We start from the raw sequence: 18,352 nt of genomic DNA, 5'->3' as shown, positions 1-18,352 counted from the left end.
CATGGCCGCGCTCACCCCCTCCTGCCACGAGGCTCACGAGCAGCGCACCGCCCCCGCCGGCGCTCCCGTCATCGCGTTCATCGGCGCGCCGAACGTCGGCAAATCCACCCTGTTCAACCGCCTCACCGGCGCTGGGCGGCAGATGGGCAACTGGCCCGGTACCAGCGTGGAGACCGGGCGCGGCACCTGGAGCCTGAGCGACCGCGAGCTCGATGCGATCGACTTCCCCGGCGCCTACTCCCTGGACCCCACCAGCCCCGATGAGGCCTTCACCCGCGAGCTCATCCTCGAGGTGCCCAGCGCGCAGCGCCCCGATGCGCTCGTCGTCGTCGCCGGGGCCAGCAGCCTCGCCCGCAGCCTGTACCTGCTGGCTCAGGTGCGGGAGCTGCCCTACCGCGTCGTCGTGGCACTGACCATGAACGACCTCGCCGCCCAGCGCGGCCAGGCCGTGGACACCGAGATCCTCTCTGAACACCTGGACTGCCCCGTCGTCGCCGTGGATCCGCGGCGCGGCACCGGCATCGCCGAGCTGACCCGCACCGTGGCGGAGACCCTGGCGAGCCCGGTCCCGGCAGCACGGCGCGACGGTCCGGCCGGCCCCGATGACTTCTCTGCGGCCGATGAACGCTTCGCCTGGCTCCAGCAGGCCCTCGATCAGGCCGTCACCACGCCCGGCCGACGCCACGTGAGTCGCAGCGAAAGGATCGACAGCCTCCTGCTGCACCCGCTGCTCGGACCAGTGATCTTCCTGGCGGTGATGTGGGCGGTGTTCCAGCTGACCACCACCGTCGCCGCCCCGCTGCAGGACGGGCTCGATGCGCTATTCCAGGGTCCGCTCGCCGCAGCCGCCCTCGCCGGGCTCACCGCCGTCGGCCTCGACCATCCGCTCATCACCGGGCTTGTGATCAACGGGCTGATCGGGGGCGTGGGCACGGTGCTGACGTTCATACCGCTCATGGCGATCATGTTCGCGCTGCTCGCCCTGCTGGAGGACTCTGGATACATGGCCCGCGCCGCCGTGGTCACCGACCGGGTGATGCGCCTGATCGGCCTGCCCGGCAAGGCGTTCCTACCGCTCATCGTGGGATTCGGCTGCAATGTCCCGGCGATCAGCGCGACCCGAGTCCTGGGCGATGCGCGCCAGCGCCTCATGACCGTGCTGCTGATCCCCTTCACCTCCTGCAGCGCCCGGCTCACCGTGTACGTGATGCTCGCCCAGACCTTCTTCCCCGGCAGCGCCGGCACCGTCGTGTTCGCGATGTACGTCATCTCAATCCTGCTGATCGTGCTGGCGGGCCTGGCGCTGAAGCACACCCTGTGGCGCACCATGGGCCAGGGCGCCCTCGTGATGGACCTGCCCACCTACCAGCTGCCCACGCCGCGGCTGGTCGCGCAGGTAACGTGGATGCGGCTGAAGGGTTTTCTGCACACCGCCGGTGGGATCATCGTTGTGGTCGTCGCCGTGATCTGGCTGCTGCAGGCCTTGCCCGCCCCCGGCGCCACAGACCCCGGCCCGATCGGCGCGATCGCCCCTGAGGACAGCCTCTACGCGGCGCTGTCGGGACTGCTCGCGCCGCTGTTCACGCCGGCGGGTTTCGGTGCCTGGCCGCTCGTGGGCGCACTCGTCACCGGGTTCCTCGCCAAGGAAGCGGTGATCGCCTCGTGGGCGCAGACCTACCAGGTCGCCGACCCCTCCGCGCAGTCCGCCACCGCGCAGGGCACGAGCGATCTGGCCACCCAGCTGCAGCTGTCCTTCGCGGAAGCCTCCGGCGGGCACCCCGTCCTCGCGGTCGCCGCGTTCATGGTCTTCCTGCTCGCCTACACCCCATGCGTCGCAACCCTCGGGGCACAGCTGCGCGAGGTGGGCTGGCGCTGGACGCTGGCCGGGCTCATCGGACAGCTGCTGCTGGCCTGGCTGCTGGCTGTCGCCGTGTTCCAGGGCGGGCTGCTGGTCACGGGGCTGATCGGGGCATGAGCGCCCCGTCGTCACAGCCTGCGAGCGTCGGGCCGATGCGCCGCATCGCCGCCGCGATGGAGGCGGGCATCACCGCCCGGACGGCGCTCGCCGAGCACACAGGCCTGGACCCCGAGATGGTCGATGCCGTGCTGGACCGCATGGTGCAGCTCGGGATGGTCAGCGCCGAGACCCTCGGTGGGGCCTGCGCGGACGGCGGCTGCGGGGGCTGCAGCGCTCGCGCCGTGTGCGGCGGAGCTCCGGGTGCCGACGCGCCCGCCCGCCGCGGCCCCGTCCTGCTCACCCTGCGGCGCCTGCCGCCGGGCCGCTGAGGCCGGGGCGCACGCCTGCGCCCCAGTGCCCCAGCGCCCTGGCGCCGCAGCGCCGACGTGCCGCCACGCCCCCGCGACGGGCCTCGGCGCCGCAGGTCAGACGGTGTCCTGCTCCTCGGCTGGCTGCTCGTGCGGGTAGCTGCCGGACTCTCCGCTGTCCGAGGGCAGGTCCGCGAGTACCGGGATGGAGCCGGTCGCGGTGGGGCGGTACGGCTTGGTCATGGCCTCGGCGGACAGCAGCGAGTTCAGATGCGCCTCATCCAGCAGCCCGGCCTCGAGCACCAGCTCCTTCACCGGCCGGTTCTCCACCAGCGCCTTCTGCGCGATCTCCGTCGCCGGGGCGTAGCCGATCACCGGCACCAGCGCGGTGACCAGGCCGATGGAACGCGAGACGTACTCCTCCAGCCGCTCGGTGTTCGGCTCGATCCCCACGATGCAGCGCTCGGTGAGGGTCTGCATCGCCCGGGTCATCACCCGCGTGGACTCCAGGATGTTGAACACGATCACCGGCTCGAAGGCGTTCAGCTGCAGCTGCCCGCCCTCCGCCGCGAACGTCACCGTCAGGTCGTTGCCGATCACCTCGAAAGCCACCTGGTTCACGACCTCCGGGATCACCGGGTTCACCTTGCCCGGCATGATCGAGGAGCCCGGCTGTACCGCCGGCAGGGTGATCTCCCCGAAGCCCGCGCGCGGACCGGAGGACAGCAGTCGCAGGTCATTGCAGATCTTCGAGATCTTCACCGCGATGCGCTTGAGCACCCCGGAGAAGGTCACGAAGGCGCCGGTGTCGCTCGTGGCCTCCACCAAGTCTCCGGCGAGCACGAACGGCAGCCCCGTGATCTCGGCGAGCTCCTTGACCGCCAGCTGGGCGTAGCGCGGGTCGGAGGTGATGCCGGTGCCGATCGCAGTGGCGCCGATGTTGATCTCCTGGAACAGCCGCGCCGTGCGGGTCAGGCGCTCCACATCCTCGCTGATGGTGGTGGCCCAGCCGGTGAACTCCTGGCCCAGCGTCATCGGCACCGCATCCTGCATCTGGGTGCGGCCCATCTTCAGCAGGTGGGAGAACTCCTCGCCCTTGGCGCGCAGCGCCGAGATCAGCGAGTCCATCGACTCGGCCAGCGCCGGGAAGGACAGCAGAATCGCCAGGCGCACCGCCGTGGGGTACACGTCGTTCGTGGACTGTCCCAGGTTCACGTGGTTGTTCGGGTGGACGTACTGGTAGTCGCCCTTCTCATGCCCCAGGATCTCCAGGGCCCGGTTGGCGATCACCTCATTGGCGTTCATATTGGTGCTGGTGCCCGCACCACCCTGGATCATGTCCACGGTGAAGTGCTCGTGCAGGGCACCGCCCGCGATCTCCTCGCAGGCCTGCTCGATGGCGCCGGCCACCCGGTCATCCAGCAGGCCCAGCGCGTGGTTCGCCCGGGCCGCGGCCCGCTTCACCTGGGCGAGCGCGATGATGAGCTTCGGGAAGTGGGACACCGGAACGTCGGTGATGCGGAAGTTCTCCATCGCCCGCAGGGTCTGCACGCCGTAGTAGGCGCTGGCGGGAACGTCACGGTCACCCAGCAGATCGTGCTCGGTGCGGACCGGTGCGGGAGCGGAACCGGGGCTGGTCATCGGAAGGGTTTCTCCTCGAGATCGGTGTGGGTCGGCGGCACTGCCGACCGCCGACCAGCCTAGCGATCCCGCGCCACGACCACGGCCCGACGTAGCATGGTCCGGTGCGCCGGACACGATCCCCCTTCACCCTCCGCGCCGCCGTCCAGAGACAGGCGGTGCTGATCGTCGCGCTCCTGGTGCTCGGCGTGATCGTGCTGATTGGCGCGCTGCACTCCGCGCCGCTGGCCGGGATGCTGCTGAGCCTGGAGCTCGGGGTGCTCGCGCTGCTGCGCGCGGTGCTGCCGGTGCGGACTGTCGGCGCCCTCGCTGTGCGGTCCCGCGCCCTGGACGTCACGGCGCTCGCGGTGCTCGCCATCGCCATCGGCGTGCTGTCCACCTCCCCGAACCTGTGAGCACAGCGCTCCGGCCCGCTGACCTGGCGCTGTGACCTTTCCGGTGTGCGGCCAGGCTGTCCGCCCCGCGCAGCGCTGTGGAAGGATCGACCCGTGCCCACCGATTCCGCCCGGCTGCATGCCGTGTTCGACCTCGCCATGAGGATTGGCGAGGGCCTGCTGACCAACGGTGCGGCCGCCTCCGAGGTCACCGCCACCGTGCTGCGGGTGACCAGCTCCTCCGGACTGCGCAATGTCTCCGTGCAGGTCACCTTCAACGAGGTGACGATCTCCTATCTGGCCGACGAGTCCGCGACTCCCTTCACGAGGGTGCGCTCGGCAGGGGAGCGGGTGCAGAACTTCGCACGCCTGGCCGCCTTCGAGGACGTCTCCCATCAGTACATCGGCGGCCAGCTCGACCTCGCCGAGGCGCGGCAGCGTGCCGCCGCGATCCCGCAGGAGCCCAGCCTGTACCGACTGCCGCTGGTGATCCTCGCCTTCGCGATGATGGGTGGTGCCGCGGCGCTCGGCTTCGGCGCCGGCAGCCTCGTCGTCCTCGCCGCGACCCTCGCCGCCGGGATCCTCATCGGCCTGAGTGAGCTGCTGGCCCGCTGGTCCATCCCCCCGTTCTACGGGCAGGCACTGGGCGGATTCATCGCCGTGAGCATGGCGGTGATCGTCGCCCTGCTGGATGCCACCGCGAACCCGTCCATCGTCGTCGTCTCCTGCATCATCGTGCAGCTGGCCGGACTGTCCTCGATCAGCGCCGTGCAGGACGCCGTCACCGGCTGGTACGTCACCGCCGCTGGACGGATCCTCGAGACCCTCATGCTCACCGTCGGCATCGTCGCCGGAGTCCGGGCCGGCATCCTCGTCGCCGACCTCATCGGTGCGGACATCTCGGTGACCGCCTCTATGCCGCTGACCCTCACCACCGCGCTCGTCGTCGTGGTCTCCGGGGTGGGGATCGGGCTCGGCTTCGGCATTGGCACCCAGGTGCCCGCCCGGCTGCTCGTGATCGGCTCGGGCATCGCCGCGCTCGCCGCCCTGCTGGACCACCTGCTCGTCGCCGGGATGGGGCTCGACCGCTCCTTCTCGGTCGGGATCGTCGCGTTCATCACCGGCATCCTCGCCACCGCCCTGTCCGATGTGCTGCGCGCCCCCGCCCTCGCCTTCGTCATGTGCGGGGTGATCCCCCTGGTGCCCGGGTCCCGGATCTACCGCGGCCTTCTGGGCCTGGGCGATGACCTCTCCGTAGGGGTCTCGGAGCTGCTGGTCGCCGGGGAGGTCGCGGTGGCGATCGCCGCCGGGGTAGTGCTCGGCCAGCTGGTGGCCGCCCGCATCATGCCGCGCTTCCGCCGCACCGCGATCGCCTACACCCCCGCGATCTCCGCGCCGTTCACCACCCTGCGCCGACGCCGCAGCTCCCTGGGCCTGGCGCGACGCCGCAGACGTCCTGGGCCGGCCGTGGTGGAGCCCTCTACGATGACCTCCGAGATGACAGCGCTGTCTCCGGCCATGTTCGAAGATCCCGCCCTGCTGGCGGACCTCGACCCGCCGGCCGGCTTCGAGGACCCGCCCGGGCCGCGCGAGCAGCGCGAGGAGCACCCATGACCACCACCGCCCTGCTCGCCACCGGCGGGTACTCCACGAGCGACCGCGGCCGCGGCCCCGGCATCGCGCTGCTACGCCTGGAGATCCGCCCCGTCGGCGACGGCCCCGCCGTGACCGCGCAGACCCTCGCCACCGTGGATCTGCCGAACCCCTCGTTCCTGCTGTGGAGCCCCGACGGAACCCTGCTGTACGCCGTGCTGGAGACCGACCCCACCCGCGTGGTGACCCTGCGCGTCAGCCCGGACGGCACTGCCGCGGAGGTGATCGCGGATCTGCCGATCGACGGCTCCGGCGGCTGCCACCTCGCCTACGGGCCCGGTGGGCCCGGTGGCCGCACCCTCGTCATCGCCCAGTACGGCTCCGGCTCCGTCGCCACGATCGCCCTGGACGCCGACGGTGTCCCCACCGCGCAGATCGACCTCGATGACCACCGGGAGGGCCGGGATCGCGGCGCGGACACGGATCCCCACCCGCACCAGGCCGTGGTGCTGCCGGGGACCGACGTGATCGCCGTGCCGGACCTGGGCCTGGACACCGTGATGCTGTACCGCCGGGCCCCCGGCGGCGGGATGGACCTGGCCGGGGAGATCGTGGTGGGCCGCGGCACCGGGCCGCGCCACCTCGCCGCCGATCACGAATCCCAGCAGCTGCACATCTCCGGGGAGCTGTCCGGCGCCATCGTGACCGCCCACCGCGAGGACGACGGCCAGCAGCGGAGCACAACGAGCCTGCCCGTCTCTCGCCACCGCTGGGGCGTGCGGTCCGTCGTTCCGGCCAGCAGCGCGGAGGGTCCCAACGCCCTCAGCCACATTGAGCTCACGGCCGATGAATCGTATCTGCTCGTCGCCAACCGCGGACCGGACTCCCTCTCGCTGCTGTCCCTGGCCGGGATGCGCCCCCGCCTGGTCGCCGAGACCCCGGTGGGGGAGCACCCGCGGCACTTCACGCAGATCGGTGACCTGGTGCTCGTCGCGGCGCAGGAGGCGGATCGCATCGACGTGCTGCGCCGCAGCGAGGGCACGCTCGAGGTGGCCGGGGAGCCGATCCCGCTGCCATCGGTGGCCTGTCTCACCGTACGCCCCTGAGGGCGGGATGGTCTCGGGGCTTTCGGCCGTGGTGGCCTAGAATCGCAGGGCTCACCCGGCGCTCAGCACGCCCCACCTCCCTGACCGTGGTGAAAGGAATCCCCGTGACCTCTCAGACCCCTGCGACCAGCGCCCCCGCCACCGCGGAGAACACTGTGGCGCTGTCCGCCGCCCCCGAGCGCACGGAGGCCGCCGAGCGCGTGCACACCATGTTCGTGGAGGCCTTCGGCTATGAGCCCGACGGGGTGTGGTCCGCCCCGGGGCGGGTCAACATCATCGGTGAGCACGTGGACTATCAGGACGGGCTGTGCCTGCCGATGGCGATCTCGCACCGCTGCTTCGCGGCCGCCGCCCGCACCCCCACAAACCTGCTGCGCCTGCGCTCCGCCCAGGAGGACCAGATCCTGGAGATCGACGCGACCGAGCTTGAACCCGGCGCGATCACCGGCTGGCCCGCCTACGTGGCCGGGGTGCTGTGGGCGCTGCGTTCCCATATCTCCGGTGCCACCACCCGGGGGATGGACATCATGATCGACGGGCAGGTGCCGCTCGGGGCTGGGCTGTCCAGTTCGGCGGCGCTCGAATGCGCAGCCGCGGAGGCGATCGAGTCGCTGCTGACGCTGGGCACCACCCCGCTGCAGCGCGTGCACGCCGCGATCACCGCGGAGACCGACTTCGCCGGTGCCTCGACCGGGGGCCTGGATCAGTCCGCGTCGGTGCTCTCCCTTTCCGGGCACGCCCTGTTCTTGGACTGCCGTGACTTCTCCACCCGCCTGGTGCCGTGGGATCTCGCCTCCCAGGACCTCGCCCTGCTGATCACCGACACCCGCGCCGAGCACTCCCATGTGGATGGCCAGTACACGGCTCGCCGCGCCGATTCCGAGCGTGCCGCCCAGGAGCTGGGCGTTCAGACCCTGCGGGATGTCGAGGTTGAGGGGGAGCAGGAGCTGCAGGAGCGCCTGGCAGCCATCGCCGATGAGACTGTGCGCCGCCGCGCCCACCATGTCATCACGGAGATCCAGCGGGTCAAGGCATTCGATGCGCTGCTCGAATCCGGCAACGTGCGTGAGCATGTCGCGGAGCTCGGAGCCCTGCTGAACGCCTCCCATGACTCGCTGCGCGATGACTACGAGGTGACGGTCGAGGCGCTCGATACCGCAGTGGATGCGGCTCGGGCAGTCGGGGCCCATGGCGCCCGGATGACCGGCGGCGGTTTCGGCGGTTCCACGATCGCGCTGGTGGAGGCTGATCAGGCGCAGAGCGTCGCGCAGGCGATCGCCGCGGCCTTCGCTGAGAAGGGCCTCGACGCGCCGGAGTTCTTCCTGGCCCTGCCCTCAGAGGGTGCCGGTCAGGACCGCTGAGAGGCGGGGGCCGGGCCTGCAGTGTCCGTCGGCCCCTCCAGCCACTCCCGCACCTCGTTGAGCAGGCGCTCCTTGACCTCCGTCGGCGCGGCGGAGATGCGGATCGACGCGGCCGCCAGCTGCGCGAGCTCTGCATCGGAGAAGCCCATCCGGCGGGCGATCGCGTACTGATCCAACAGGCGCGAGTCGAACAGCAGCGGATCATCGGCGCCGAGCGCCACCTGCGCCCCGGCCTGCACGAGGGTGCGCAGCGGTACGTGGTGCGCCTCCTCGACCACGCCGAGGGAGGCATTGGAGGCCGGGCACACCTCTAGGCCGATCCCCGCCTCGACCACGCGCTCCAGTAGCGCCGGGTCCTCCGCGGAGCGCACCCCGTGGCCCAGCCGGTCCGGCTGCAGGGAGTCCACGACCTCGCGCACGTGGCGGGGCCCCAGCAGCTCCCCACCATGGGGGACCGACAGCAGTCCGGCATCTTTGGCGATGCGGAAGGCGGGGCCGAACTCCGCGGTGACGCCGCGCCGCTCGTCGTTGGACAGCCCGAACCCGATCACCCGACCGGCATGGCGCGCCGCGAGCCGGGCGAGGGTGCGGGCATCCAGCGGATGCCGGGTGCGGCTGGCAGCGATCACCAGGCCGATGCTCACTCCGGTCTCCCGCTCGGAGATCTCCGCCTGATCCAGCAGGATCTCGATCGCCGGGGTCAGCCCGCCGACGAACGGCGCATAGCTGGTGGGGTCGACCTGCAGCTCGAGCCGCCCGGAGCCCTCGGCCGCATCATCCTGCGCGGCCTCATGCAGGATCCGCCGCATCGCGGACTCGGAATCCACGACGGCGCGTGCCGCGTCATACAGCCGCTGGAAGCGGAACCAGCCGCGCCGAGTGGCCTCCACCTGCAGGGCCGTGCCGTCGGTGAGGCCGCGCGGCAGGCGGATCCCGCGCTCGCGCGCGAGCTCATCGAGGGTGCCCTGCCGCATCGAGCCGGTGAAGTGCAGGTGTAGATGTGCCTTCGGCAGCGCTGCGAGGTCCCGGCCCGGACCTGCCGGGGTGCTCACTCGCTCAGCAGGGCGATGACCCGGTCGATGCCCTCGATCAGCTCGTCATCGCCGAGCGCGTAGGAGAACCGCAGATGCCCGGGGGCGCCGAAGGCCTCGCCCGGCACGGCGGCGACCTCCGCCTCCTCGAGGATCACGGTGGCCAGCTCGCTCGAGCTGTCCACGCGGCGGCCCCGGATCTCGCGGCCCAGCACCGCGGAGACATCCGGGAAGGCGTAGAACGCCCCGCTCGGGGTGGGCACCGAGAAACCCGGCACCTGCGCGAGCTTGTCGAGGATCAGGCGGCGACGCCGATCGAAGGCCTCCCGCATCGCCTCCACGGGCTCCGTCGGCCCGGTGAGGGCGGCAAGGGCCGCGCGCTGGGCGATGTTGTTGACGTTCGAGGTGAGGTGGGACTGCAGGTTCGTGGCCGCCTTGATGACGTCGGTCGGGCCGACCATCCAGCCCACGCGCCACCCGGTCATCGCGAAGGACTTCGCCACCCCGCCCAGGATCACGGTGCGCTCGACGAGTTCGGGCACGGCCCGCAGCACGGAGGTGAAGGGCATGTCCCCGTAGGTGAGGGCCTGGTAGATCTCATCGGTGACGACCCACAGCCCGTGCTCGAGTGCCCAGCTGCCGATCGCGGTGACCTGCTCGGGGGTGAGCACCGCGCCGGTGGGGTTCGACGGGGAGCACAGCACGAGCATCCGGCTGCGCTCGGTGCGTGCGGCCTCGAGCTGCTCGACGGTGGGCACATACCCCTGTTCGGCGCCGGCCAGCACCGGGACCTCCACCGCGCCGGTCTGGCGGATCGCCTCCGGATAGGTGGTCCAGTACGGGGCCGGCAGCAGCACCTCATCCCCGGGATCCAGCAGCGTCGCGAAGGCCTGGAACACCGCCTGCTTGCCGCCGTTGGTGACGAGCACCTGCGCCGGCTCGATGGGCAGGCCGCTGGTGGAGCCGACGTGCTCGGCCAGGGCCTCGCGAAGCTCCGGCAGGCCCGCGGTGGGGGAGTAGCGGTGGTTCTTCGGGTCCCGCGCCGCGACGACCGCGGCCTCGACGATGTGCTCGGGGGTGGGGAAGTCCGGCTCCCCGGCGCCGAAGCCGATCACGGGACGGCCCGCGGCCTTGAGCGCCTTCGCAGTGGAGTCCACGGCGAGGGTGGCAGAGGGCTGGATCGCGCTGATCCGCGCGGAGATCCGACGCTCGGCAGAGGGCGCGTCCGCGGGAGAGGCGGCGGGCTGCGGGGTCGAGGCGTCGAAGTGGTCGGTGGTGCATGCGTCGTCGGTGCTCACCTGCCAATCCTCGCAAAACCGGCGGCGCGGTGCCAGCAGGTGCGCGGCCGCGCCGTCCCATCGGCCGGACCGGCGCCGCAGCCTGGGGCGGCCGATGGGACGGTGCCGCTGCCCGCGAGCCCCCGCGCCGCTCCCGGGAAGACCCGAGCCCCCATACGCCGGTCCCGGCGGGGCGGAGCCCCCCGCGCGCCGCTCCTGGCGGGCTGAGCGCCGGGGGATGAGAGATGTGATCTGCTGCCGACCGATTCGCACGGCCGCCCCGGGGCTTGTATGCTGTTCGCTGGCCCGAACGGCCCGCGCCCTGATCCACCCGATCGGCACGGACCTGAGGTCTCACGGGTTCCTCCGTGAAGGGCAGTGGCGCAATTGGTAGCGCAGCGGTCTCCAAAACCGCAGGTTGCAGGTTCGAGTCCTGTCTGCCCTGCCGAACCGGTCGGCTGATCCGGCCGGGACGAGGCCGCACCACGAGATCACGACCAGATCGGAAACCGCACCTGTGACTTCCAGCCAGAACACCCAGGCGACGCCCACCGGCGACGCCCCGGGCTCCGGGTCCTCGAACCCGTTCCTGGCGATCGGGCTGTTCATCCGCCAGGTCATCGCCGAGCTGCGCAAGGTCGTCGTCCCCACCCGCAAGGAACTCGTGACCTACTCGTTCACGGTGCTGCTGTTCGTCACCTTCATGATCCTTCTGATCTTCGGCCTGGACTCGGCCTTCGGCTGGCTCTCGCAGATCGCCTTCACGGCATCCTGACGCCCGCCGCACCGCGTCCCTCCACGACACCAGACCACCGCCGCCAGGAAGGCAGGTTCCGCCCCGATGAGCGATACGAGCTCCACCCCCGAGGAGTCCTACCAGGACGTCGATGATTCCCTGAGCTTCTCCTCCTCCCCGCAGGCCGAGGCCGAGCAGTCCGCTGCCCCCGAGCCCGCCCCGGAGACCGTCGAGCTCGAGGAGCAGGCGGAGGTCGCGGAGCCGGAGACCCCGGGCGACAACGAGACCGCCGATGGCACCGACGCTCCTGAGTCCACCGACGCGGCTGATTCCGCTGAGGCGTCTGCGGTGCCCGCCGCCGAGGAGGAGCCAGAGGAGGATCCCCTCGCCGAGCTGCGCATGCACCTGCGCTCCGCCCCCGGCGACTGGTACGTCATCCACTCCTACTCCGGGCACGAGAACCGCGTGAAGACCCAGCTGGCCACGCGCATCGAGACCCAGGACATGGAGGAGTACATCTTCGAGGTCCAGGTCCCGATGGAGGACGCGACCGAGGTCAAGAACGGCCAGAAGAAGATGGTCCGACGGGTCCGCGTGCCCGGCTACGTGCTGGTGCGCATGGACCTGACCACCGAGTCCTGGCGCGTCGTGCGCGACACCCCGGGCGTGACCGGGTTCGTCGGCAACGCGACCGATCCGACGCCGCTGACCTTCGATGAGATCTACTCCCTGCTGGCCCCCTCCGTGGGCCTGCCGGAGAAGAAGCGTTCCTCCGGCGGCTCTGCGAGCAAGCCCGCGGCCGCGCAGAAGATGCCCGATTTCCAGGTCGGCGAGTCCGTCACCGTCATGGACGGTCCCTTCGAGACCATGCCCGCGACCATCGCGGAGATCCACACCGAGGCGCGCAAGCTGCAGGTGCTGGTCTCCATCTTCGGGCGCGAGACCCCGGTCGAGCTCGCCTTCGACCAGGTCGCCAAGATCTGACCCGCCGGACCCGGCCCCGTCGGCCGGATCCATCCCGGGTTTCGGGCGGTGCGCGGCGGACCCGCCGCGCGGTAGGGCCGAGATCACGCGTGATCTCCCTCGACGCCGCCCCGATGTGCAGGTAACGTCGAACCTCGGACTGTGCCGCGCGCTGCGCGGGACCGTCCAGCCGTGGGAGGAGCGCCTGATGAGCTCCGCCCGAACCACACCACAGTAAGGAAGAGCAATGGCTCCCAAGAAGAAGATCGCGAGCGTCATCAAGCTCCAGATCCAGGCCGGCCAGGCCACGCCTGCGCCGCCCGTCGGCCCTGCGCTCGGCGCGGCCGGCGTGAACATGATGGAGTTCGTCAAGGCCTACAACGATCGCACCGCGGATATGCGCGGCAACATCGTGCCGGTCGAGATCACCGTGTACGAGGATCGCTCGTTCACCTTCATCACCAAGACCCCGCCGGCGGCGGAGCTCATCAAGAAGGCCGCTGGCCTGCAGAAGGGCTCCTCGACCCCGCACACCGACAAGGTCGGCAAGATCACCCAGGCGCAGGCCCGCGAGATCGCGGAGACCAAGATGCCTGATCTGAACGCGAACGACATCGAGGCCGCGGCGAAGATCGTCGAGGGCACCGCTCGTTCCATGGGCATCACGGTGGAGGGCTGAGACAGATGGCATTCCGTAGCAAGGCGTACAAGAACGGCGCTGCCCTGATCGAAGAGGGCCGCACCTACTCCCCGCTGGACGCGCTGCGTCTGGCCCAGAAGTCCAACCCCGCGAAGTTCGATGCCTCCGTCGAGGTCTCGATGCGCCTGGGCGTGGATCCCCGCAAGGCGGATCAGATGGTGCGCGGCACCGTCAACCTGCCCAACGGCACCGGCAAGACGTCCCGCGTGATCGTGTTCGCGACTGGTCCGCAGGCCGAGGCCGCCCGGGAGGCGGGCGCCGATGAGGTGGGCGACGACGAGCTGATCGAGAAGGTCGCCGGTGGCTGGACCGACTTCGACGCGGCCGTGGCCACCCCGAACCTCATGGGCAAGGTCGGCAAGCTGGGTCGTGTGCTGGGCCCCCGCGGCCTCATGCCGAACCCCAAGACCGGCACCGTCACCATGGACACCGCCAAGGCCGTGTCCGACATCAAGGGCGGCAAGATCGAGTTCCGCACCGATCGCGCGGCGAACCTCCACTACATCGTGGGCAAGGTGTCCTTCACCGATCAGCAGCTGGTGGAGAACTACGTCGCGGCGCTGGATGAGATCCTGCGCCTGAAGCCGGCATCCTCGAAGGGCCGCTACATCACCAAGATCACCGTGTCCACGACGATGGGCCCGGGCATCCCGGTCGATGTGAACCGCACCCGCAACCTCCTGGAGGACACCGACGAGTCCTGAGACTCCTCGGTTCCTCTCACGGCGCCCCGTCCACCCCAGCGGTGGGCGGGGCGCCGTCGTATGTGGCATCGGAGACCGATGCGTCCGCGCACAAAACGGTTAAGTCCGGGATATGAGTCATCATGGTGGTTTCGGGACCTTTGGGGTAGAAGTCGCGCTCGGGAACCGGGACCCTGTATGCGCCGGAGCAGAGAAGCTCCGCGCGCCTCCGGGGGACGCACAGGGACCGCTGGGGGCGAAGACGTGCCTGGAAGGACCATCTCCCCATGACCCAATCCCGACCCCCGATGCCCACAGAGCCGCCCTCTCGCCAGGGATCGGGTGGCACCGGCACCACCGCCCTCGGACCCGATGGCGTCACCGAACCGCGGATGCGCTTCGCCCCCGACACCCTGCGTGACGGTCCGTCGGCGGAGGACAGGTCCTTCATCGGCCATCCCGGGGGTCTGCCGTGGATGCTGCAGGTGGAGATGTGGGAGCGCTTCAGCTGGTTCGGCATGCGCGCGATCCTGCTGTACTTCCTCGTGGACACGGTCGCCAACGGCGGCCTGGGGCTCAGCACCACCGCTGGCCAGGTGGTCGTCTCCGCCTACGGCGCAGCCGTGCTGCTCATGACGATCCCCGGCGGCATCTTCGCCGACCGCATCCTGGGTCCGTGGATGTCCACCCTGGTCGGCGGCTCCATCATCATGACCGGCCACGTCGTGCTCGCGATCCCGATGGTCGCCACCTCCTGGGCGGGCCTGATCCTCATCGCCGTGGGCACCGGCTTCATCAAGCCCAACCTCTCCACCGTGGTCGGCGGGCTGTATGACAAGGACGATCCGCGCCGAGACACCGGGTTCATGTACTTCTACATGTCGGTGAACGTCGGCTCCCTCGTCGCACCGTTCATCGTCGGTGCGCTCCGGCACGCCTTTGGCTACCACATCGGCTTCATCGCCGCCGCGATCGGTATGGCGCTGGCCCTGATCTCCTTCTGGTACGGGCGTAAGAAGCTCTCGGCCTTCGCCTACACCGTCCCGAACCCGCTCAAGCCAGGGGAGGGGAAGAAGCTCCTGGGCCTCGCGGCGCTCATCGCCGTGGTCGCCACGGTGCTGGTGGTCCTGTTCCAGATGCTGCTGGGGGAGCTGACCAGCGCGATCGCCTGGGCGCTGTTCCTGTTCGCGCTCGGCACCGCCGCCGTGTACTTCCTGACCATGGTCAAGAGCCCCAAGGTCACCGCCGAGGAGCGGGTGCACCTGGGCGCCTTCGCCCCGCTGTGGGTGGGCAACGTCCTGTTCGTGCTGATCTTCGAGCAGGCCGCCGGGAAGATGGCCACCTTCGCCCTGGAGCACACGGACCGCTCAGTGCTGGGCCTGTTCGACCTCACCCCCGAGGCGTACCAGTCCTTCAACCCGACGTTCGTGCTGATCCTCGCCCCGATCCTGGGCTGGCTGTTCCTGAAGCGGCAGGGGCGCTTCCCCTCCACGGCGCAGAAGTTCGCGATCTCGCTGGTGATCATCGGCATCTCGGCGCTCATGATGGGCTACGGCTTCAGCGCCTTCCCGGGCGGTGCGGCGCTGGCCCCGTTCTGGTTCCTCATCGCCGTGTTCTTCGTGCAGACCGTCGCGGAGCTGCTGATGAACCCGGTGGGCCTGTCGGTCACCACCAAGCTCGCTCCGCGCCACTTCGCCTCCCAGACGATGACGCTGTGGTACCTCGCCCCGGCCGTCGGCATGGGCCTCACCTCCGTGGTCATCCAGCTCATGTCCGGCTTCTCCGACGGCGTGTACTACGCGGTCCTCGGTGGCGTGACGCTGCTCGTCTCCCTGGGCATGTTCGCGATCGCCCCCTGGGTGCAGTCCAAGATGGACGACGTGGAGACCCGGCACGATGAGACGGCCGACGAGGAGGCTGTGTCGGTCGAGGGTTGATTCCCGCGGAGCCTTGAGTCTTCAAGGATCGTCAGGCGTCCCGTCCACCCCGCGGTGGGCGGGACGTTGCACAGTCGCCCCGTTCTTCCGCTGTGCGGCATGATCAGGTCATGACGTTCATCGGAACGCTCGAGCTTCCCGGCGAGATGGAGGACTCCCGGGCGATGCGCTGGCGACGCCGTGTGTTCGGGCCACGTCTGATCGACGGCCCTGTGCGTGGCATCGCGCTGCTTCTCATGGTGTTAAGCCTGTTGCCCACAAACTTCGATCAGCCCGGCCCGCTGTACGCGGCGACGGTGGTTGCCAGCGCGGTACTCACTCTGCTCGTGGCATGGTTCCCTGGCACAGTTGCGCTGGCCTCCACGGTGGGATTCCTGGGAGAGATCCTTCTGTTCCCGGCATCACTGGGAAACTTCTTCCTGCCGCTGATCGTGTCAGGGGCGGTATCGATGGTGCATCAGCGGTGGAGCGTCCTGACCGGTGCTACAGCAGGGCTTGGCCTCGCCACGATGATCCAGACCTTCTCGTGGCCGGACCCCACCACGGATCCGCCCGTCTTGGGCCGCCCCCGTTATTCGGTCCGGTCGCTGTGCGAGTCATCGGTTTCCAATTGATGCGTGCATTGCCGAGCGTAGTCGACGGGTGCGAGGTATCCGAGGGGTGAGTGCTGGCGGTCGTGGTTGTATTCGGTCTTCCAGTCGCCGATCACGACCTGCGCGTGGACCAGCGAGTAGAAGCTGTTGATGTTCAGGCACTCGTCGCGGAGGCGGCTGTTGAATGATTCGACGTACCCGTTGCGCCACGGCGAGCCCGGAGGGATGTAGGACAGGCCGGTGCGGGTGCCAGCCCAGTCGGCCATCGCCTCGCTGATGAACTCCGGCCCGTTGTCCGACCTGAGCACCGCCGGGGCGCCCCGGGCGGCGACGAGGTCCTCGAGGTGGGCGGTGAGTCGGTCGGCGGTAATCGAGCGCTCCACGAGGCCGCCGATGCACTCCCGGGTGTGTTCGTCGACGATCGAGCAGATCTTGATCAATCGTCCGTGCTCGTCGGCGTCGAACTGGAAGTCCACCGCCCACACCACGTTCGGCGCGTCCGCCGTCGGCGCGTCGACGGTCGAGGACCCGACGCGCTTGCGTCGACGCCGCTGCGGGACCCGGAGCCCTTCGTCACGCCACAGGCGTTGGATCTTCTTGTGGTTCACCACCCACCCCTCGGCGCGGGCGTCGTGATACGCCCGCCGATACCCGTAGCGGGGATGGTCCTTCGCCCAGGCGCGCAGCCACTCCCTGAGCGCCCGATCCGGGTCCGTGACCGTGTCGCCCTTGAGCGGTCGCCGGTACGCGGAGCGGCTCAGCCCGACCAGACGGCACGCCATTCGTTCGCTCACCCGCAGCTTGCGCTTGAGGTGATCGACGGCGGCGCGGCGCCTGTCCGGGCTTAGAAGTTTCCCTCAGCCAGCTCCTTGAGCGCGGCCTTCTCGAGCTCTGCTTCGGCCAGCAGCCGCTTGAGCGTGGCGTTGTGCTTCTCAAGCTCCTTCAGACGCTTTGCGTCGTCGGCCTTGAGGCCGCCGTACTGGTTCCGCCACCGGTAGTACGTCTGCTCGGACACCCCCAGCTCCCGGCACACCGCCGCGACGTCCTGCCCGTCGGTGAGCATCCTGTCGGCCTGCCCGAGCTTACGGACGACCTGCTCCGGGGTGTGACGCTTCCTGCTGTTCGTCATGATCTGACCAGTCTCCCTGCCCGCGACCGCGGGCAACAGGACGACTCACAGAACGTCCGGACCGAATGAAGGGGGCGGCTCATCTGGGTGCGAGTTGGTTTGATGTCAAATCCAGCATCGAGCGCTTCGGCCTTGAGTCGGTCAGGATCGGGGTGGTTGAACGTGTGCTCAGCCCATTCTTCGGTAAGGACGCGTTCCCCCGCGAGTGTGAGATAGATCATTCTCCAGCGCATCTGCTCGTCGTCGATGGGCTTCGCTTCGGCAATGCCTCGGTATTCAACGTCTCCAATTTGCGCGGCTGTGAACTCGTGCGGTGGCACAGGTTCCGGCGTTTGGGGGAGTTGGAGGTCGGTGAGAACGCCTGCTCCGGGCGCAAGTCGACGCGCGAGCTCGGCGAACACCGCCTTTCGCGCCATCACATCGAAGTGTCCTAGCACGCCGAGCATGATTGCGCCGCCGAGCTGCTGGGGGAGTTCGGCGTCGAAGAAGGCTTCCGGCCGCACCGTGATTCGTGGGTGCAGTTCGGTGCGTTCGGCAATGCGGCCCAGCAGGAGCGCCCGCATGGTCGCGCTGGGCTCGAGTGCCAGTACGTGTGCCTCAGGGAGGCGCTCGAGAATCTCTACCGCAGCTGTGCCCGGGCCTGCCCCGATGTCGAGAATTGCGCCGACTTCGGGCTGAAAGTGGGGAAGTGCCTCGGCGAGTGCGGCCTGTTGAGCGGCTCGATATGGTGCCGCGAATAGGTCGTATGCGTCCGCAGCGGCGCGGTAAGGGTCATCGTGCATAAGGTCTCGGGGCGATGTCAAGGCGTCGAAGCAACATGGGGCTCGCCGGCGAGCAGTCGGGCGAATGCCTCGGTGGGCGTGAGATAGCCCAGTCGGCGGCGGGGTCGATTGTTGATCTCCTCGGCGATACTGGTGAGGTAGGGCTGGTGATCGGGGATCACCGTGCCCTTGGGCAGATACT

17 protein-coding genes and 1 tRNA gene are annotated in these 18,352 nt (G+C 69.7%); 13 read left to right on the top strand and 5 right to left on the bottom strand.

Annotation, left to right across the window (positions count from 1 at the left end):
- Position 1 precedes the first annotated feature (1 nt).
- The gene (gene feoB / locus MU407_RS10165; RefSeq protein WP_246957151.1) at positions 2-1,975 is read left to right on the top strand and encodes a ferrous iron transport protein B; all 1,974 of its coding nucleotides are present in this window, start codon (positions 2-4) and stop codon (positions 1,973-1,975) included.
- Positions 1,972-2,286, top strand: a complete 315-nt coding sequence (locus MU407_RS10160; protein ID WP_246957149.1) for a FeoC-like transcriptional regulator — start codon at positions 1,972-1,974, stop codon at positions 2,284-2,286. Before feoB ends, MU407_RS10160 begins: the two co-directional genes overlap by 4 nt.
- Positions 2,287-2,382: 96 nt before the next feature.
- Here MU407_RS10160 and MU407_RS10155 read toward each other — a convergent pair whose 3' ends face one another.
- Positions 2,383-3,906 carry an aspartate ammonia-lyase gene (locus MU407_RS10155; RefSeq protein ID WP_246957147.1) on the bottom strand — a complete coding sequence of 508 codons (1,524 nt, stop codon included), beginning with the start codon at positions 3,904-3,906 and terminating at the stop codon, positions 2,383-2,385.
- 104 nt (positions 3,907-4,010) lie between these two features.
- On the opposite strand from MU407_RS10155, the gene MU407_RS10150 reads away from it, so the two are divergent.
- From MU407_RS10150 to galK, 4 genes are all read left to right on the top strand, one after another.
- A complete protein-coding gene (locus tag MU407_RS10150; protein WP_246957144.1) occupies positions 4,011-4,301 on the top strand; it encodes a DUF3017 domain-containing protein in 291 nt (96 codons plus the stop codon).
- A gap of 93 nt (positions 4,302-4,394) precedes the next feature.
- On the top strand, positions 4,395-5,894 hold the full coding sequence (locus tag MU407_RS10145) for a threonine/serine exporter family protein (RefSeq protein WP_246957142.1): 1,500 nt from the start codon (positions 4,395-4,397) through the stop codon (positions 5,892-5,894).
- Positions 5,891-6,979 (top strand): beta-propeller fold lactonase family protein, encoded by a 1,089-nt coding sequence (locus MU407_RS10140; RefSeq protein WP_246957141.1) that lies wholly within the window; start codon positions 5,891-5,893, stop codon positions 6,977-6,979. The genes MU407_RS10145 and MU407_RS10140 overlap by 4 nt, the downstream gene beginning before the upstream one ends.
- Before the next feature lie 104 nt (positions 6,980-7,083).
- Complete coding sequence (galK, locus tag MU407_RS10135) at positions 7,084-8,340, top strand: galactokinase (RefSeq protein WP_348648025.1); 1,257 nt, start codon at positions 7,084-7,086, stop codon at positions 8,338-8,340.
- Here the strand turns inward: galK and MU407_RS10130 are convergent.
- Positions 8,328-9,392, bottom strand: a complete 1,065-nt coding sequence (locus tag MU407_RS10130; RefSeq protein WP_246957138.1) for an adenosine deaminase — start codon at positions 9,390-9,392, stop codon at positions 8,328-8,330. The two genes, galK and MU407_RS10130, sit on opposite strands and share 13 nt — an antisense overlap.
- Complete coding sequence (locus MU407_RS10125) at positions 9,389-10,573, bottom strand: pyridoxal phosphate-dependent aminotransferase (protein ID WP_246957175.1); 1,185 nt, start codon at positions 10,571-10,573, stop codon at positions 9,389-9,391. Before MU407_RS10125 ends, MU407_RS10130 begins: the two co-directional genes overlap by 4 nt.
- A 447-nt stretch (positions 10,574-11,020) precedes the next feature.
- Between MU407_RS10125 and MU407_RS10120 the strand changes: the two genes are divergently transcribed.
- The 7 genes from MU407_RS10120 to MU407_RS10090 all read left to right on the top strand — a co-directional run bounded on the left by MU407_RS10120 (position 11,021) and on the right by MU407_RS10090 (position 16,281).
- Positions 11,021-11,093: transfer RNA gene (locus MU407_RS10120), tRNA-Trp, on the top strand.
- 72 nt (positions 11,094-11,165) lie between these two features.
- Positions 11,166-11,423, top strand: coding sequence for a preprotein translocase subunit SecE (secE, locus tag MU407_RS10115; RefSeq protein WP_102235395.1), 258 nt, complete (start codon positions 11,166-11,168; stop codon positions 11,421-11,423).
- A 66-nt stretch (positions 11,424-11,489) separates the two neighbouring features.
- A complete protein-coding gene (gene nusG / locus MU407_RS10110) occupies positions 11,490-12,368 on the top strand; it encodes a transcription termination/antitermination protein NusG (RefSeq protein WP_246957136.1) in 879 nt (292 codons plus the stop codon).
- Positions 12,369-12,594: 226 nt separating this feature from the next.
- Positions 12,595-13,026: a 50S ribosomal protein L11 gene (gene rplK, locus MU407_RS10105; RefSeq protein ID WP_102235393.1), complete on the top strand. Its 432-nt coding sequence runs from the start codon at positions 12,595-12,597 to the stop codon at positions 13,024-13,026.
- Positions 13,027-13,031: 5 nt separating this feature from the next.
- On the top strand, positions 13,032-13,751 hold the full coding sequence (rplA, locus tag MU407_RS10100) for a 50S ribosomal protein L1 (RefSeq protein WP_102235392.1): 720 nt from the start codon (positions 13,032-13,034) through the stop codon (positions 13,749-13,751).
- A gap of 266 nt (positions 13,752-14,017) precedes the next feature.
- Complete coding sequence (locus MU407_RS10095) at positions 14,018-15,667, top strand: oligopeptide:H+ symporter (protein WP_246957122.1); 1,650 nt, start codon at positions 14,018-14,020, stop codon at positions 15,665-15,667.
- A gap of 110 nt (positions 15,668-15,777) precedes the next feature.
- Complete coding sequence (locus MU407_RS10090; protein WP_246957120.1) at positions 15,778-16,281, top strand: hypothetical protein; 504 nt, start codon at positions 15,778-15,780, stop codon at positions 16,279-16,281.
- Here MU407_RS10090 and MU407_RS10085 read toward each other — a convergent pair.
- Together MU407_RS10085 and MU407_RS10080 are read right to left on the bottom strand one after the other, a co-directional pair.
- A protein-coding gene (locus tag MU407_RS10085) for an IS3 family transposase (protein WP_246957118.1) occupies positions 16,239-17,389 on the bottom strand; the annotation gives its coding sequence in 2 pieces (ribosomal slippage) (positions 16,239-17,119 and positions 17,119-17,389; 1,152 coding nt in all). The genes MU407_RS10090 and MU407_RS10085 overlap by 43 nt on opposite strands.
- Positions 17,386-18,171, bottom strand: a complete 786-nt coding sequence (locus tag MU407_RS10080) for a class I SAM-dependent methyltransferase (RefSeq protein WP_246957116.1) — start codon at positions 18,169-18,171, stop codon at positions 17,386-17,388. Before MU407_RS10080 ends, MU407_RS10085 begins: the two co-directional genes overlap by 4 nt.
- Positions 18,172-18,352 lie beyond the last annotated feature (181 nt).

Origin of the sequence: Brachybacterium sp. Marseille-Q7125 (assembly GCF_023062615.1) — a bacterium.
GTDB lineage: Bacteria > Actinomycetota > Actinomycetes > Actinomycetales > Dermabacteraceae > Brachybacterium.
Note: the sequence above shows the minus strand (reverse complement) of the source record. Positions and strands in the feature narration are given on the sequence as shown.